Below are 15246 nucleotides of genomic sequence, written 5' to 3'. Positions count from 1 at the left end.
ACGTCAGGCCGACGGGGGCGGGGTCCGCTTGTCGCGGCGGTGCAGGAAGGCCAGGCCGACGACGCCGAGCAGCAGACCCGCCACGCACGAGCCGAGCCAGCGTCCCTCGCCCGTGCCGCGGACCTCGGGGACCGCGAGGGCGACGACGAGCAGGACCGCCCACACCCCGAGTCCGACGAGCACGGCCCGACGGTCGTCGGTGCGCAGCGGCGGGGGCGGCGGTTTCGCCTTGGACGGCGGGAGGAACAAGGGCACGGGGCCAGTGTCCTCCCCCCGCGCGCGATCTGCTGGGATGACCCGCATGGCGCTTGCACCGCAGACCTCGGGACCCACCACCCAGCGAACCGCCCTCGTGACGGGAGCCAGCAGCGGCATCGGCGCCGCCACCGTGCGCGCGCTGGCGGCCGCCGGGTTCTCGACCATCGCCGCCGCCCGTCGCGTGGACCGCCTCGAGGAACTGGCCGCCGAGGTCGGCGGCCGCGCCGTCGCCCTCGACGTGACCGACGCGGCGTCGGTGGCCGCGATGGCCGCGCAGGTCGGCGACGTGGACGTCGTCGTGCACTCCGCCGGGGGCGCCTTCGGTTCCGACACGGTCGAGAACGGTGACCCCGAGGGCTGGAAGGCCATGTACGACATCAACGTCGTCGGGGTCCTGCGCGTCCACCAGGCCCTGCTGGACGGGATGCGCCGCGGCGGCAACGGCCACGTCGTCGTCCTGGGTTCCATCGCCGGGTTCGAGGTCTACCCCGGCGGCGGCGGCTACACGGCGGTGAAGCACGGGGTGAACGCCTTGTGCCGCACCATGCGCCAGGAACTGCTGGGCGACCCCGTCCGCGTCACCGAGATCGCCCCGGGCATGGTCGAGACGGAGTTCTCGCTGGTCCGCCTCGGCAGCCAGGAGGCGGCCGACAAGGTCTACGACGGGCTCACCCCGCTGAGCGCGGACGACGTCGCCGACGTCATCGCCTTCGCCGTCACCCGCCCGCCGCACGTCGACCTGGACAAGATCGTCATGCGCCCGGTCCAGCAGGCCGACGCCGCCCACGTGCTCCGCCGGTAGGCTCGGTCGCGAACGCTCCTCACCCCGGCCGCGTCACCGTGCGCGCCGCGCCGCGACGCCACCACCCGTCGCGCCACGGCACGAGTCCCGTCACCCGCGCCGAGGAGCCCCCCGTGACCACACGCTCGATCCCGCCCGTCCCGGTCAGTTCCCGACTGGCCGGGGTGCGTTCCTCCCCCGTCCGCGACCTGCTGGCCCTGGTCGGCGACGAGGACGTCATCTCCTTCGCCGGCGGTCTGCCCGCGGCGGAACTCTTCGACGTCGACGGCCTGCGGGAGTCCTTCGTCCGTGCGCTGTCCGGTCCGGCGGCACGGCGGAACCTGCAGTACGCGGCCACCGAGGGTGACCCGGAGCTGCGGGACCTCGTCGCCGCCCGGCTGACCCGCCGGGGGGTGCCCACCGGTCCCGACGACCTGCTGGTCACGACGGGTTCGCAGCAGGCCCTCACGTTGCTCACGACCGCCCTGCTGGAACCCGGTAGCGTCGTCGCCGTCGAGGAACCGAGCTACCTCGCTGCGCTGCAGACGTTCTCGCTGGGCGGAGCCCGCGTCGTGGGCGTCGCCTCCGACGAGGACGGTGCGATCCCGGAGTCGGTGGAGGAGGTCTTCCGGGAGCACCGCCCGAGCGTCCTGTACCTCGTCCCCAACTTCGCGAACCCGACCGGCCGGACCCTGTCGGGGCCGCGCCGGGCCCGGATCGCGGAACTGGCCGCGGAGCACGGGACGTGGGTCGTCGAGGACGACCCCTACGGCGAACTCCGCTACTCCGGTGAGCACGTGGCCGCGTTGGCCGCCGACCCCCTGCTGGCGGACCGGTGCGTGCACCTGGGCAGCTTCTCCAAGATCGGGGCGCCGGGGTTGCGCCTGGGCTGGGCCCGGATCCCCCGGGCGTTGCGCCCGGCGGTCGTCGTCGCGAAGCAGGCGGCCGACCTGCAGACCTCCACCATCGACCAGGCCGCCGCCGCGGACTACCTGGCCCGCACCGACCTCGACGCCCACGTCGCCCGGGTCGTCACCGCCTACCGCGAGCGCCGCGACGCCCTGCTGGCCGTGCTCACGACGGAACTCCCGGCCGGGAGTTCCTGGTCGCGCCCGGACGGCGGGATGTTCACCTGGGTCCGCCTCCCGGACCCCGACGGGAGCCTGGACACGGCGGCGCTGCTGCCCGCGGCGCTGGCGGCAGGGGTGGCGTTCGTGCCGGGGGCCTCGTTCTTCGCGGGGGCGCCCGACCGGGCGACGCTGCGGATGTCGTTCACGACCCACGCGCCGGACCGGATCGCCGCGGGGGTCGCCCGGCTGGGGGCGGTGCTACGCGCCGAGGATCCCCACCGGTAGCAGCGAGGCGTCCACGGGCCGCCCGAAGAGGTAGCCCTGACCTCGATCGCACCCCATCTCCTGCAGCATGGTCGCCTGGAGCTCGGTCTCCACGCCTTCGGCCGTGACGACCATGCCGTGGGCGTGGGCGAGGCTGATGAGCGCCCGGACGACGGCCTCGGCGCGGTCGGAGGTCCCCAGCGGTCGGACGAAGCTCATGTCGATCTTGAGGAAGCTGAGCGGGAACCGGTCCAGGTAGGACAGCGAGGAGTACCCCGTGCCGAAGTCGTCGAGGCCGACGCGCGCGCCCATGCTGCGCAGTTCCCCGAGGCTGGCCCGGGTCGTGCTGGAGAGGTCGATGAGGGTCCGCTCGGTGACCTCGCAGAGCAGGGACGTACCGGCGGCACCGGTGGACTCGACGCTGTGGGCGAGGCGGTGCGCGAACGCGGGGTGCTCGAGGGTCTTGCCGGAGACGTTGAAGGAGACCTGGAGGTCGACGTCGGCGCGACGCCACTCCCGCAGCTGCCGCAGCGCCTCGCCGAGGACCCAGGTGTCGACGTCGACGATGAGGCCGGTGTCCTCGGCGGTGTCGACGAAGTGCTTGGGTTCCAGCAGTCCCTCGACCGGGTCCTCGAGGCGGACGAGGGCCTCGGCGGCGACGAGCTTGCGGTTGTCGCGCAGGTCGACGATGGGTTGCCAGACGACCCGCAGCCCGTCGGTGCGCAGGGCCCGGCGGACGCGGTGCTCGGCGTCGCGGCGGGCCTGCGCCTGCTCCCGCATGGCGGAGTCGTAGACGGCGACGCGGTCCCGGCCGCCGTCCTTGGCGCGGTAGAGCGCCATGTCCGCGCTGCGGAACAGGTCGTCGGCGGTGCCCTGGTGCCCGACGGCGATCCCGGCGCTGGAGGTGCACACGAAGGGTTCCGGCAACCCGGGCAGCAGCATGGGCGAGCGGAGTCGGCGGAGCAGGTCGCGGGCCATGATCGAGGCGGCCTCGGGACGGGTGATCCCCGGGACCATCACGACGAACTCGTCACCCCCGAGGCGGGCCAGGGTCGCCCCGGGCGGGGCGGCGTCCTCGAGGCGCACGGCGACCTGGCGCAGCAGGGCGTCGCCGATCTGGTGGCCGAGGGTGTCGTTGACGAGCTTGAAGCGGTCGAGGTCGAGCAGGACGAGGGCGACGGCGTCGACGGCGGTCGCCTTCTCGAGGGCCTCGGCGAGGCGGATGTCCATGACGGAGCGGTTCGCCAGGCCCGTGAGGGAGTCGCACTGGGCGAGCCGGACGAGTTCCCCGGTCGACTTCTCCCCGGCCGAGACGTCCAGGACGAGACCCTGCACGACGCTGGAACTCGTCGTGGCCAGGGGGACGCTCATCCCGAGGAACGTGCGTTCGGTGCCGTCGGTGGAGCGGACGCGGAAGGGATAGGGCGCGGAGGTCCCGGCGTGGGCGGCGGGGTCCTCGACCCCGGTGAAGGGGCCGCGGTCGTCGGGGTGGACGCCGGCCCGCCAGGTCTCGAGGTCGGGGTCCGGGTCGGAGGCGCTGCGTCCCAGCATCTCCCGCAACCGGTCGTCGAGGCGGAGGACACCCGTCACGGGGTCCCACGACCAGGAGCCGAGCCCGGCGAGGCGCAGCGCTCCGGACAGCAGCAACTGCGCGCTGGTGGACTCGCGGTCGGCGCGCTGGGCGTCGGCGGTGGCGACGAGGGCCCGCCAAGAGGCCCCGCCGGCGGCGGCGAGCACCTCGAGCGTGGGCGTGGTGGTGTCGGCGACCCCCCAGACCGCGAGGCGCGGGGCCAGCGGGTGACCGGGGACGAGTTCGACGACCGCGGACGGTGACATCCGGGTGAGGTCACTGCCGGTGATCCGGCGGCCCTGGACGAGCAGGATGTCCCCCCGCGCGGCCAGCACCTCGAGTTCGCGGTGGCGGGAGCGGGCGACGGTCTCCAGCAGCAGGACGCGCTGGTGGCCGCAGCGGTGGACCTCGGAGACGAGCTCCTCGGCCAGGGAGGCAAGGTCGCGCGACTCCGCGAAGCGGCGCTGGGCGCGCAGCAGGGCGGCACCGGCGCTGAGGTGGGTCGTGACCGTCGTCCGCACGACCAGGTCGGACTCCTCGTCGAGGTCGACGTGGACGGAGCCGTCGTCGTGCGCCTGCTGCTCGGCGACGGCTGCTGCGGCACGTTCCAGGGCCCGTCGTGCTCTGCGGGTGGCCGAGGCCGCCGGGGATCCACTCACTCGTCCGCTCCACCCTCCGCGCCACGGGACAGGAACGCCCGCCGAACCACTACGCAACGTCACCGACTCTAACGCGCCGTAGGCCCCCGTGGAAGCTCGGTGCGATTCTCACAGGTCCGTCACCCAACTGGTTGCCGTTGGTAATTAGCCGCCCTAACGACTAAGCTCGACGACGTGCCTGCCGCCCGTACCGATCCGAATCCCACCGCCCTCGACCAGCTCGCCGTGGACCTCCGCGTCTCGCTGCTGCGGACGGCCCGGCGGTTGCGGGCGCAGAAGAGCGTCGACGAACTCTCCGACGCGCAGTTCTCGGTGCTGGCGCACCTGTTCACCCAGGGACCGCGCACGCCCGGGGAACTCGCCGAGGCCGAGCACGTGCGGCCCCCGTCGATGACCCGCACGATCGCCGGTCTCGTCGAGCAGGGTCTGGTCACCCGCACCGACCACCCCGACGACGGTCGCCAGGTCCTGATCTCGGTCACGGACCGCGGCCGCGAGGTGGTCGAGGAGACGCGGGCCCGGCGCGCGGCCTGGCTGAGCCGGCGGCTCGAGAGCCTGACCGAGGCGGAACGCGCCACCCTCGCCGAGGCCGCCCGCATCCTGCGCACGGTGATCAGCGAGTGAACCAGACCTTCCGCTCCCTGCGGCACCGCGACTACCGGCTGTGGGCCGGTGGCGCCGTCATCTCCAACACCGGCACCTGGATGCAGCGCGTCGCCCAGGACTGGCTCGTCATCCAGGTCCTCACCCATGGGTCGGGCACCGCGGGCGGGATCACCACGGGCCTGCAGTTCGGTCCGATCCTGGTGCTCGCGCCCATCGCGGGGACCATCGCCGACCGCTTCCCGCAGCGCCGCACGCTGATGCTGACGCAGGCCGCGATGGGCTTCCTCGGACTCGTCATGGCCGCCCTCGTGCTGTCCGGACGGGCCGAGCTCTGGCACGTCTACGTCCTGGCCGTGCTCCTCGGCTGCGTCTCCGCGATCGACGGGCCGGTGCGCCAGACCTTCGTCAGCCAGCTCGTCCCGCGCGAGGACCTGCCGAACGCGATCGGCCTGAACTCCGCCTCGTTCAACTCCGCCCGGCTGATCGGCCCCGCCCTCGCGGGCGTCCTGATCGCCTGGATCGGGACGGGTCCGGTGTTCCTCCTCAACGCGCTGTCCTTCATCGCCCCGATGTTCATGCTGCACCTGATGCGCCCCGCCCACCCCGTCCCGCGGGAGCGGCCCGCCAAGGGGACGGGAGGCATGAAGGAGGGGCTGGCCTACGTCCGCGCCCGTCCCGACCTGCTGGCGATCTTCGCCCTCGTCGGGGTCATCGGGACGTTCGGGCTGAACTTCCAGCTGACCAGCGCGCTGATGACGAGCGTGAAGTTCCACACCGACTCCGCCGGGTTCGGCCTCGCGGGGACGGTGCTGGCGGTCGGCTCGCTGGCCGGCGCCCTCGTCGCCGCACGCCGAGAACGTCCCCGCTACCGGCTGGTGATCGGGGCCGCGTTCCTGTTCGGGGTGCTCGCCTCGGTGGCCGCCCTGATGCCGACCTACGCGCTCTACCTGCTCGTGCTGCCGTTCATGGGCCTGGCCTCGCTCACCCTCATGACCTCCGCCAACGCGACCGTGCAGATGAGCACCGAACCCCGCATGCGGGGTCGCGTGATGGCGATGTACATGTCGCTCATGCAGGGCGGCACCGTGATCGGCGGCCCCGTCGTCGGCTGGATGGGCACGCGCTACGGACCGTCGTGGTCGATCCTCGTCGGCTCGATCCCCTCGATGCTCATCGCGATCGCCGTCGGGATCTACCTGCTGCGCCGTGCCAGGGTCCGGGTCAGCTACTCCCTGAAGAACACCCCGCACCTGCGGGTCGTCCCGATCGACGCCGGCACCCGCGACGCCGCCGCGGCCTGACCGCTCGCCCGGACCGCACCCGACCTCACATCCCCGCTCACGGTGACGGGACCAGACCGCGGCGGGGCGAGAATGGGGCCGTGCCCACCGAGCTCACCTCCGCCCTCGCCGACGTCCGCGCTCTGCTGCTCGACACCGAGCAGCTCGCCCGGGCCGTCGCGGCAGGGCGTCGCAAGGGGCTGGAACCACCGGCGGCGGAGCGGGTCGAGGTCCGGCCGGTGCAGCTGAAGAACGGGCCGCACCTGCAGTTCACGGCCCGCACCGGTCCCGTGGTGAGCACCCGCAACGTCGCGGTGGCCGACGCGGGGGCGGCCGTCGACGAACTCCTCTCCCAGCCCTACGGCAACCTGCACGTGGAGACGGCGGACGAGGTCGTCCAGGTCCGGGTCACCAAGAAGGGCGACGCCCAGGTGCACCGCGCCCCGGCCCGGCAGGCCGCGGGACCGCAGCAGCACGACCGGAGCAAGCAGCGCCTCGTCGACCCCGACGACCCGCTGTTCCGCGTCCTCGGCGCCGGCGGCGACAAGCGCCGGCAGGTGGAGGCCTTCGTCCGCCAGCTCGCGCCGCTCACCCCCGCGGTGGTCGAGCGGTCCGGCCCGGTGCTGCGCGCGGTGGACCTCGGCTGCGGCAACGCCTACCTGACCTTCGCCGCGCACCGCTGGCTCAGCGGACAGGCGCAGGCGGGCGGGCGGGCGCTCGTCACGGTCGGGGTCGACGTCCGCGAGGACGTCGTGGCGACGGGCCGCAAGGCGGCCGCCGACGCGGGGCTGCCGGGACTGGAGTTCGCGATCGGGTCGATCGAGGGCGCCACCCCGTTCGACGACGCGACCCCCGACGTCGTGATGGCCCTGCACGCCTGCGACACCGCGACCGACGAGGCCCTGGCCCGCGCCGTGCGCTGGGAGGCTCCCCTGGTGCTGGCCGCGCCGTGCTGCCACCGCGACGTGCAGCGTCAGATCGCCGGCCACGCGTCACCGCTGGTGCGGCACGCGATCCTGCGCGAACGCTTCGCCGACGTGCTCACCGACACCCTGCGCAGCATCGTGCTGCAGCTGCTCGGCTACCGCGTCGAGGTCGTCGAGTTCATCGACTCCGCGCACACCCCGCGCAACGCGATGATCCGCGCGGTGCGCGCCGGCCGTCCGCAGGGTTCACGACTGGCCGAGCTGCTGGACGAGTTCGACGCGCTGACCGGCGCCTGGGGCGTGGAACCCGCCCTGGCCCGGATGCTGGCCCCGGAACTCGCGGGAGTCCGTCAGACGCTCGCGTAGGTGAGGCACTTCGTCGCGCCGGAGGCCTCGGTACCCACCTCGATGGTCGCGGCGGTGCAGCTGAGGTCGGAGTTGTGCGAGCAGTCGCTCAGCTGGCACGCCCCGACGTGGCCCTCGGCCGTCGAACCGTGCTTGGCCGGGATGCCGAGGAAGGTCCCGCAGTGGTTCGCGCCGTGGTCGCCCACGGTGATCGTCGGGGCGTGGCAGGAGACGTCAGCGTTGAACGTGCAGCCGCTGGCGGAGCACTGGTGGATCGGGGTCAGGTCCAGGTTCACGGTCGCCATGCGTCGAACGTAGCCACGCACCCGGCGTCTGACTAGGCAGGACTGCCTGTCCTCAGCACCGGCACGACGTGGTCCACGCACCGCGTCAGGGCGCGCACGTCCTCGGGGTCGACCGCCGGGAACATCCCGATCCGCAGCTGGTTGCGCCCCAGGCTCCGGTAGGGGAAGACGTCGACGATCCCGTTGCTGCGCAGCACTTCCTGCACGGCGTTCGCGTCGATCGAGGCGTCCAGGTCGATCGTCGCGACGACGTTGCTGCGCGCCGCCGGCTCGGTCACGAAGGGCTGCGCCCACTCCCGGGAACCCGCCCAGTCGTAGACGATCCCCGCCGATTCCGCGGACCGTCCCGCTGCCCACGCCAGTCCGCCCTGCGCGAGCATCCACTCGACCTGGTCGGCGAGCATCACCAGCGTCGCGACCGCGGGGGTGTTGTAGGTCTGGTCCTTGCGCGAGTTCTCGACCGCGATCTGCAGGTCCAGCGACGCGGGGGTCCAGCGCCCCGACGCACCGGTCTCGTGGACGCGGTCCAGCGCGGCGGGCGAGAGCAGCGCGATCCAGAGCCCACCGTCGGAGGCGAAGGACTTCTGCGGCGCGAAGTAGTACGCGTCGGTCTGCGAGACGTCGACGGCGAGGCCACCGGCCCCGGAGGTCGCGTCGACGACGACGAGCGGACCACCCTGCGCGGGGGTCGGGCCCTCGGGGCGCAGCACGGGGGCCATCACCCCGGTGGAGGTCTCGTTGTGCGGCCAGGCGAGCACGTCGACGCCGTCGGCGACCTCCCCCAGCCGGGGCAGGGTCCCCGGTTCACCGCGCACGACGACGGGCTCGGCGAGGAAGGGCGCGGCCGCGACCGCCGCGGCGAACTTCGAGGAGAACTCCCCCAGCACCAGGTGCTGGGAACGCTCCCGGACCAGGCACAGGGCCGCGACGTCCCAGAACGCGGTGCTGCCGCCGTTGCCGAGGACGACCTCGTAGCCGTCGGGCAGCGCGAACAGCTCCGCCAGACCGCTGCGCACCCGGCGCACCAGCGACTTCACCGGCTCCTGGCGGTGGGAGGTCCCGAGGACCCCCGGGCCGGCGGCGACGAGGGCGGCCACCTGCCCGGCCCGCACCTTGGAGGGCCCGGAGCCGAAGCGGCCGTCGCCGGGGAGCAGCTCGGAGGGGATGCGCAGCGCGGGGTCGTCCAGGTTCACGACGCGATCCTCCCGCACGCGCGCGCCCGGTCGCGCAGGGACACCATGGCGGAGTGGACCTCGAACGCTTCGTCGCCGCCTCCGACACCACCCACGACCGGGCCCTCGCGGAACTGCGGGCCGGGCGCAAGACCTCGCACTGGATGTGGTGGGAGTTCCCGCAGCTGCGGCTGGGGAGTTCCCCGACCTCGGTGGAGTTCGCGCTCTCGGGCCGGGAGGAGGCCCGCGCCTACCTCACCCACCCGGTGCTCGGGGCGAGGCTGCGGGAGAACTGCCAGGCCCTGCTCGACGGTGCGGCCGACGACGCCCGCGCGGTCTTCGGGCCGGTCGACGAGGTGAAGCTGCGCAGTTCCCTGACCCTCTTCGCCGCCTGCTCCGACGAGGACCTGTTCGGCCGGGTCCTGACGAAGTTCTACGGGGGCGAGACCGACCCCGCGACCGAGCGGTTGCTGGGCTCCGCCGGCTGAGCGCCGCCGCTCAGACGAACTCCTCGAACCGCTTGCGGGCCGTGCGGACGACGTCGTCGGGGTCCTCGGCCCACCAGCGGGAGGAGAGGATCTCCACCTCCACGGGTCCGTCGTAGCCGGCCGCGGCGACCAGTCCCGACAGCCGCGGCAGGTCGATCACACCGTCCCCCATCATCCCGCGGTCCAGCAGCAGGTCGGTGGTCCGCGGCAGCCAGTCCGAGACGTGGTAGCCCCGGACGCGACCGTGGGCCCGCGCGAGCTGCGCGTCGAGGTCCGGGTCCCACCAGACGTGGTACGCGTCGACCACGACCCCCACCCCGTCACCGAGGTCGTCGCAGAGGTCGAGGGCCTGGCGCAGCGTCACGACGACCGAGCGTTCGGCGATCATCATGGGGTGCAACGGTTCGATGGCCAGGGGGACGCCCCGGTCGCGGGCGTACGGCAGCAGGTCGGCGATGCCGTCGCGCACCCGGCCCCGCGCGGCGGCGAGGTCGCGGTCGGTCAGCGGACCGCAGACCAGGACGAGGGCGTCCGCGCCCAGCGCCGCCGCCTCGTCCACGGCGGCGCGGTTGTCGGCCCGGACGTCGGCGGGGTCACCGGTGGTGAACATCCCCCCGCGGCAGACGGAACTGACGTGGACCCCGGAGTCGGCGACGAGTCCCACGGCCCGGTCGAGGCCGACGGCGGCGATCTTGTCGCGCCAGAGCGCCACGGCGCCGACGTCGTGGTGGACGCAGGCGTCGAGGGTCTCGGGCAGGCCGAGGGAGTTCACGGTGATCTGGTTCAGGCTGAGCCGCGCGGGGTCCATCGTCACTCCGTCGTCGTTGCTGGAATGCGCTTTCCCGATCAGCCTGGCACAGGGTCTCGCGCAGGGTCAACGTCACAGCCCTCCCCTGTGACGACACGCGACCCGGGGCCTTCCGGCCGCCCCCCACCGGGGAGGAGGCTGAGGTGGTGCTCCGTGTCCCGTCCCGTTCCGTCGTGCGCCCCCTGGTGCCCGGCCTGCTCGTCATCGCCGCCGCCACCGCGATCGCCTTCGGGGTCGAGGGGGTCCTGCACGCGCTGACGGCCTCGACGGTGGCCGTGGCGCTGGGGGCCCTGTTGCGCAGCACGGGGACGTTCCGCCCGCAGTGGCGGCCCGCGACGGGGTTCGCCTCCCGGCGCCTGCTGCGCATCGCGGTGGTGCTGCTGGGCCTGCAACTGCCGCTGGCGGGGATCGCGGCGCTGGGCTTCGGCGGGGTCGCCCTCATCCTCGGCGTCGTCGTCGTGACCTTCTTCGGGACCCAGCTCATCGGCCGCGCCCTGGGGCTCCCGCCGGCCCGGTCCCTGCTGGTGGCGACGGGGTTCTCCATCTGCGGCGCGTCCGCCATCGCCGCCGTCCGCCCCGCGACCGATGCCGACGACGAGGACACCAGCACCGCGATCGCCCTGGTGACCCTCTGCGGGACGCTCGCGATCGTCTTCCTGCCGTTGCTGCGGGGCCCGTTCGGCCTCGACGTCCAGGAGTTCGGGGCCTGGGCGGGCGCCAGCGTCCACGACGTCGGCCAGGCCGTCGCGACCGGCGACCGCGTCCCCGGTGCCCTCGCCACGGTCGTCGTCGTGAAGCTCTCCCGCGTGCTGCTGCTGGCCCCGCTCGTCGCCCTCGTCGCCCTGCGGCGTCGGCGGACCGTCGGGGCCGACACCGCGCAGCGCCCGCCCGTGCTGCCGTTCTTCGTCGCCGCCTTCGTGGTGGCCGTCGCCGTGCGCGCGACCGGCGTCGTCCCCGACGCCGTGCTGGGCGACGCCCAGCGGATCCAGTCGATCCTGCTGGTCGCCGCCCTCTTCGCCCTCGGCACCGGCATCGACGTCCCGCACCTGGTGCGCACCGGTGGGCGGTCCCTCGTCCTCGGGCTCAGCTCCTGGGTGCTGGTCGCCGGGATCGCGCTGGCCGGCGTGAAGCTCCTGCACGTCGGCTGAGCACGCTCAGAACAGGTCGGCGAAACCCATCGCGACGAGGTTGTCGTGGGAGGTCTGCAGCGCCTCCCAGACCGTGCGGCCGTAGAGCAGGTCCTGCTCGACGAGCAGGAACTCCGCGCCGCTGGCGACGGCGACCGGGACGATCGAGGGGAAGTCGAGGTTCCCCTCCCCCACCTCCGCGAACTGCACGACCTCGCTGAACTCGCGCATGAAGGCCGCACGGTCGCCCGCGGCGAGGGCCTCGAAGGCCGCGGGCCGGATCTCGCCGATCCGGTAGTCCTTGAGGTGCACCATCCGGACCCGGCCGGCGTACTGCTGGATGACCGCGACCGGGTTCATCCCGCCCCGCTGCAGCCAGTGCACGTCGAGTTCGAGCCCCACGTTCGGCGCCCGGTCGGCGATGACGTCGAGCATGTAGCGGCCGTCGAACTTCAGGAACTCGATGTGGTGGTTGTGGTAGTAGAGCCGGATGCCGTTCTCCTGCAGGAGTCCCGCGGCGGCCTCGGCGCGGTCGCAGAAGTCCAGGACCTTGTCCAGCTCCGTCATGCAGTCGAAGGGCAGCATCCCGATCCGGACCATGTCGCTGCCCAGCCGGCGGCAGTCGGCGACGATCTTCTCGAGGTCGCCCTCGAGCGCGTCGTTGGCCCCACCCGGTTGCGAGGTCAACCCGGCCGACAGGGCCGCGATCTCGATCCCCAGTTCGTCCCGGGCCTTCTCGAGCTGGGCCACGTTGTCCTCGGTCATCGGGATCTGCGAGACCTCGATCGCCCCGTACCCGATCTCACGGACCCGGCGCAGCGTCTCGAACGCACCGATCTCGGCCACGCTCTCGCGCAGCATCATCGCCTGCACACCGATCCTCGCCATGTCGTGCTCCCTCTCAGCCGTTCTCGTCGGTCGACTGCGTTAAGTCGTCGGCCCGGGTCACCGGCCGGTGTCCCGGGCCGGGAAGAGGCCCTCCTCGGTGATGCGCTCGTTGAGCAGCTTCAGGAACAGGTCGTCGTCGAAGTCGAGGCCGACCTCCTGCCCGGTCCAGCTCGAGAGGTGCACGGCGTTGGCCAGTCGCACCCCGAGCAGTCCGTCCGCACCGGGCGCGAGCAGCGGTTCGCCGTGCAGGACGGCCGCCGCGAAGTTCGCGAGGACGCCGACGTGCTGCTCGCCCCACTGCGAGGCGAACTCGATGGTCTCCTGGGTGTGGAACTGCGTGGAGTCCAGCTGCCCCCGGAACAGCTGCCGGACCTGGTCCATCCCCAGGCCGGCGGACAGGTCGCGTTCGGGTTCGCGCAGCCGGGTGACGGTGGCGACCTTGCTGCCCTCGACGACGATCTTCCCGGCGTCGCCCTGGATCTCCAGCCGGTCGGTGCCCACGAGGTCGTGCGTCGCGGTGACGAACACCCCGGTGGAACCACCGCCGAAGTCGGCGAGCACGGTCACCTCGTCCTCGACGGCGATGTCGCGCTGCAGTCCGTAGGACACCTTCGCGAAGACCGACTGCGGCACCCCGCAGATCCACTGCCACAGGTCGAGCTGGTGCGGTGCCTGGTTCACCAGGACACCGCCGCCCTCCCCGCCCCAGGTGGCGCGCCAGGCGCTCTGGTCGTAGTAGCCCTGGGGCCGCCACCAGGTGGTGATGATCCAGTTCGAGCGGATGATGCGGCCGATCTCGCCGGCCTCGACGATCTCCTTCAGCCGACGGTAGAGCGGGTTGTTGCGCTGGTTGAACATCACGCCGAAACGCAGTTCCGGGTGGGCCGCGGCGACGGCGTTCATCTGCTCGACCTGACGGCCGTAGACGCCGGCGGGCTTCTCGACGAGCACGTGGACGCCGCGCTCCATCGCCGCGATCGCGAGCTCCGGGTGCAGGTAGTGCGGCACCGTCGTCACGATCGCGTCGACGTCACCGCTGTCGAGCATGTCGATCACGTCCTCGTGCAACGGCACGTCCGAGAAGTCGGTGCCGGCGACGGCGCGCCTGGCCGGGTCGACGTCGGCGATCGCGCCCAGGGTCATCCCCTCGACGCGGCCCTCGGCCACGAACTTCGCGTACATCGACCCCTGGGTGCCGAACCCGGCGATCCCGATCCTGACGGTGCTGCTCATGCGAACGTCCTCCTGTGCTGGCTGGTCGTGGGTGTCGGGAGTCTCACGCCGTCGGCGGGAGGGGAGCGTCGCGCAGGCGGTACAGGACCTCGCCGGCGTGCGGTTCCACGAACGTGTCCGGATCGGCGAGGAACTCCGCGACGTCCACGCCCGCCGGGTCGAGGTAGCCGAGGTTCACCGCCCGGGCCACCTCCTCGGGGATGCCCGTCGCCAGCGTCACGGTGACGCGGTTGCGTTCGCCGTGCTCGGCGTCCCAGGTCCCCTGCCCGCGCAGGTGGGTGGAGTGCGCGAGGTCACCCCACGGCTGGTCGGAGAACCTCTCCCACTGCCCGGTGAAGTAGTCGCGGTTGTGGTAGCCGATCTCGGTGATGTGCGGGTGCATGACCGACACCTGCGTGATGTGCGGTGCGTAGAGGATGAGTTCGCCCCCGTCGGCCACGACGGGTTCGAGCTTGTAGAAACCCTTCGCGGCGGTCCAGAGGTCCTCGTACTTCTCGGGGACGATGGAGAGGACGCGCCGGAACGGCCGGTCCAGGTAGGTCACGTGGGTCTGCGTGGAGACCTCGGCGCAGGCGGCCCAGGCGTCCTCGGGCGTGCCGAAGGCCGCGGCGTGCAGCACGTCGGTGCCGGACGCGACGACGAGGCACAGGGCCAGGCGCTGGGCGGGGACCATCGCCGCGGCCTCGTTGATCAGGGCGCGCACGGGGGTGACCCCGCGGCTGCCGATCATCGCGGCGCTGGTGATGAGCGCCCCCACCCAGTGCGAGACGTCGATGACCTGCTGCCCCGACACCCCGGGGAAGAAGTACTTGTTGCCGCCGGAGAACCCCACGACCTCGTGCGGGAACACCGGCCCCACGACGAGCGCGACGTCGGCCTCGGCGACGAGGCGGTTGATCGCCACCTCGACGTCCGGGCCCGTCAGCAACCCCCCGGTGAGTTCGGCCAGCCGCTCCGCCGGGATCGTGCCGAGGGTGGTGAACGTCGCCGGGTCCCACGAGGCGTGGTTGACGACGTTCCACCCCGGGTAGACCGCCCCCGGGTCACCGACCGGGTGGCCGAGGTGGCGGGCGAGCTGCTCCTCGCTCATGCCCTGGTGGGTGCCGAGGGCGATCACGACGTCGACACTGCTCGCCCGACCGGCCAGGCCCGCGTGCACGGCCCGCAGCAGCTGCGGCAGCGGACAGCTCCGGGTGGCGTCGGGGACGACGAGGCAGACCCGCTTCCCGTCCACGGCGGTGCGGGTGACGACGTCGCGGACGAAGGCGTCGACGGCGGCGGGGTCGAGGCGTTCGCCCGGGCCGCCGACGACGTCGGCGCGGGTGGGATCACCCGGATCGGTGCCGTAGCTGTCCGCCCACTCTGGTCTCGCGGTGACGTTCACCCGCCGAGCCTGGATCTCGGCACCCGGGGCTGTCGAGGGGGGACCCCCTGCGGTGGCAACTCCCGGCAACTAGTGGCCCGCG

The 15246-nt window shown here is 73.0% G+C and carries 15 protein-coding genes; 7 read left to right on the top strand and 8 right to left on the bottom strand.

What is annotated here, in order from left to right:
• Positions 1 to 3: 3 nt before the first annotated feature.
• Entirely contained in the window at positions 4 to 255 is a 252-nt protein-coding gene (locus tag OG218_RS21575) for a DUF2530 domain-containing protein (RefSeq protein WP_328295275.1), read from the bottom strand.
• Between the two features lie 46 nt (positions 256 to 301).
• On the opposite strand from OG218_RS21575, the gene OG218_RS21570 reads away from it, so the two are divergent.
• On the top strand, positions 302 to 1060 hold the full coding sequence (locus OG218_RS21570; RefSeq protein ID WP_328295274.1) for an SDR family NAD(P)-dependent oxidoreductase: 759 nt from the start codon (positions 302 to 304) through the stop codon (positions 1058 to 1060).
• A 113-nt stretch (positions 1061 to 1173) separates the two neighbouring features.
• Complete coding sequence (locus tag OG218_RS21565; protein WP_328295273.1) at positions 1174 to 2394, top strand: aminotransferase-like domain-containing protein; 1221 nt, start codon at positions 1174 to 1176, stop codon at positions 2392 to 2394.
• Here OG218_RS21565 and OG218_RS21560 read toward each other — a convergent pair.
• Positions 2368 to 4602, bottom strand: a complete 2235-nt coding sequence (locus OG218_RS21560) for a putative bifunctional diguanylate cyclase/phosphodiesterase (RefSeq protein ID WP_328295272.1) — start codon at positions 4600 to 4602, stop codon at positions 2368 to 2370. The two genes, OG218_RS21565 and OG218_RS21560, sit on opposite strands and share 27 nt — an antisense overlap.
• Positions 4603 to 4776: 174 nt before the next feature.
• Between OG218_RS21560 and OG218_RS21555 the strand changes: the two genes are divergently transcribed.
• From OG218_RS21555 to OG218_RS21545, 3 genes are all read left to right on the top strand, one after another.
• Positions 4777 to 5226 (top strand): MarR family winged helix-turn-helix transcriptional regulator, encoded by a 450-nt coding sequence (locus tag OG218_RS21555; protein ID WP_328295271.1) that lies wholly within the window; start codon positions 4777 to 4779, stop codon positions 5224 to 5226.
• Positions 5223 to 6509 (top strand): MFS transporter, encoded by a 1287-nt coding sequence (locus OG218_RS21550; protein WP_328295270.1) that lies wholly within the window; start codon positions 5223 to 5225, stop codon positions 6507 to 6509. Before OG218_RS21555 ends, OG218_RS21550 begins: the two co-directional genes overlap by 4 nt.
• A gap of 80 nt (positions 6510 to 6589) precedes the next feature.
• A complete protein-coding gene (locus OG218_RS21545) occupies positions 6590 to 7780 on the top strand; it encodes a class I SAM-dependent methyltransferase (RefSeq protein WP_328295269.1) in 1191 nt (396 codons plus the stop codon).
• Here OG218_RS21545 and OG218_RS21540 read toward each other — a convergent pair.
• Both OG218_RS21540 and serC read right to left on the bottom strand, forming a co-directional pair.
• Positions 7765 to 8064: a DUF1540 domain-containing protein gene (locus OG218_RS21540; protein ID WP_328295268.1), complete on the bottom strand. Its 300-nt coding sequence runs from the start codon at positions 8062 to 8064 to the stop codon at positions 7765 to 7767. The two genes, OG218_RS21545 and OG218_RS21540, sit on opposite strands and share 16 nt — an antisense overlap.
• Before the next feature lie 32 nt (positions 8065 to 8096).
• On the bottom strand, positions 8097 to 9257 hold the full coding sequence (gene serC, locus OG218_RS21535) for a phosphoserine transaminase (protein WP_328295267.1): 1161 nt from the start codon (positions 9255 to 9257) through the stop codon (positions 8097 to 8099).
• 53 nt (positions 9258 to 9310) lie between these two features.
• Here serC and OG218_RS21530 point away from each other — a divergent pair, with 53 nt between their 5' ends.
• A complete protein-coding gene (locus OG218_RS21530; RefSeq protein WP_328295266.1) occupies positions 9311 to 9724 on the top strand; it encodes a DUF1810 domain-containing protein in 414 nt (137 codons plus the stop codon).
• A 10-nt stretch (positions 9725 to 9734) separates the two neighbouring features.
• Here OG218_RS21530 and OG218_RS21525 read toward each other — a convergent pair whose 3' ends face one another.
• Positions 9735 to 10532: a sugar phosphate isomerase/epimerase family protein gene (locus tag OG218_RS21525; RefSeq protein WP_328296275.1), complete on the bottom strand. Its 798-nt coding sequence runs from the start codon at positions 10530 to 10532 to the stop codon at positions 9735 to 9737.
• 143 nt (positions 10533 to 10675) lie between these two features.
• On the opposite strand from OG218_RS21525, the gene OG218_RS21520 reads away from it, so the two are divergent.
• The gene (locus OG218_RS21520; RefSeq protein WP_328295265.1) at positions 10676 to 11680 is read left to right on the top strand and encodes a YeiH family protein; all 1005 of its coding nucleotides are present in this window, start codon (positions 10676 to 10678) and stop codon (positions 11678 to 11680) included.
• A gap of 6 nt (positions 11681 to 11686) precedes the next feature.
• Here the strand turns inward: OG218_RS21520 and OG218_RS21515 are convergent, their stop codons facing one another.
• The 3 genes from OG218_RS21515 to OG218_RS21505 are packed head-to-tail and all read right to left on the bottom strand — an operon-like array spanning position 11687 to position 15164.
• Positions 11687 to 12547: a sugar phosphate isomerase/epimerase family protein gene (locus OG218_RS21515; RefSeq protein ID WP_328295264.1), complete on the bottom strand. Its 861-nt coding sequence runs from the start codon at positions 12545 to 12547 to the stop codon at positions 11687 to 11689.
• Positions 12548 to 12604: 57 nt separating this feature from the next.
• Positions 12605 to 13780: a Gfo/Idh/MocA family protein gene (locus tag OG218_RS21510; protein WP_328295263.1), complete on the bottom strand. Its 1176-nt coding sequence runs from the start codon at positions 13778 to 13780 to the stop codon at positions 12605 to 12607.
• 43 nt (positions 13781 to 13823) lie between these two features.
• Complete coding sequence (locus tag OG218_RS21505; protein WP_328295262.1) at positions 13824 to 15164, bottom strand: lactate racemase domain-containing protein; 1341 nt, start codon at positions 15162 to 15164, stop codon at positions 13824 to 13826.
• Between the last annotated feature and the right edge of the window lie 82 nt (positions 15165 to 15246).

The organism is Kineococcus sp. NBC_00420, from assembly GCF_036021035.1.
GTDB lineage: Bacteria > Actinomycetota > Actinomycetes > Actinomycetales > Kineococcaceae > Kineococcus.
This window is presented reverse-complemented; position numbering and strand designations above follow the sequence as displayed.

Excerpts from the sequence above, each read along its gene's own strand:
- OG218_RS21570 (WP_328295274.1), top strand. The coding sequence starts at position 302 with ATGGCGCTTGCACCGCAGACCTCGGGACCCACCACCCAGCGAACCGCC.
- OG218_RS21540 (WP_328295268.1), bottom strand. The coding sequence starts at position 8,064 with ATGGCGACCGTGAACCTGGACCTGACCCCGATCCACCAGTGCTCCGCC.
- OG218_RS21525 (WP_328296275.1), bottom strand. The coding sequence starts at position 10,532 with ATGGACCCCGCGCGGCTCAGCCTGAACCAGATCACCGTGAACTCCCTC.
- OG218_RS21515 (WP_328295264.1), bottom strand. The coding sequence starts at position 12,547 with ATGGCGAGGATCGGTGTGCAGGCGATGATGCTGCGCGAGAGCGTGGCC.
- OG218_RS21510 (WP_328295263.1), bottom strand. The coding sequence starts at position 13,780 with ATGAGCAGCACCGTCAGGATCGGGATCGCCGGGTTCGGCACCCAGGGG.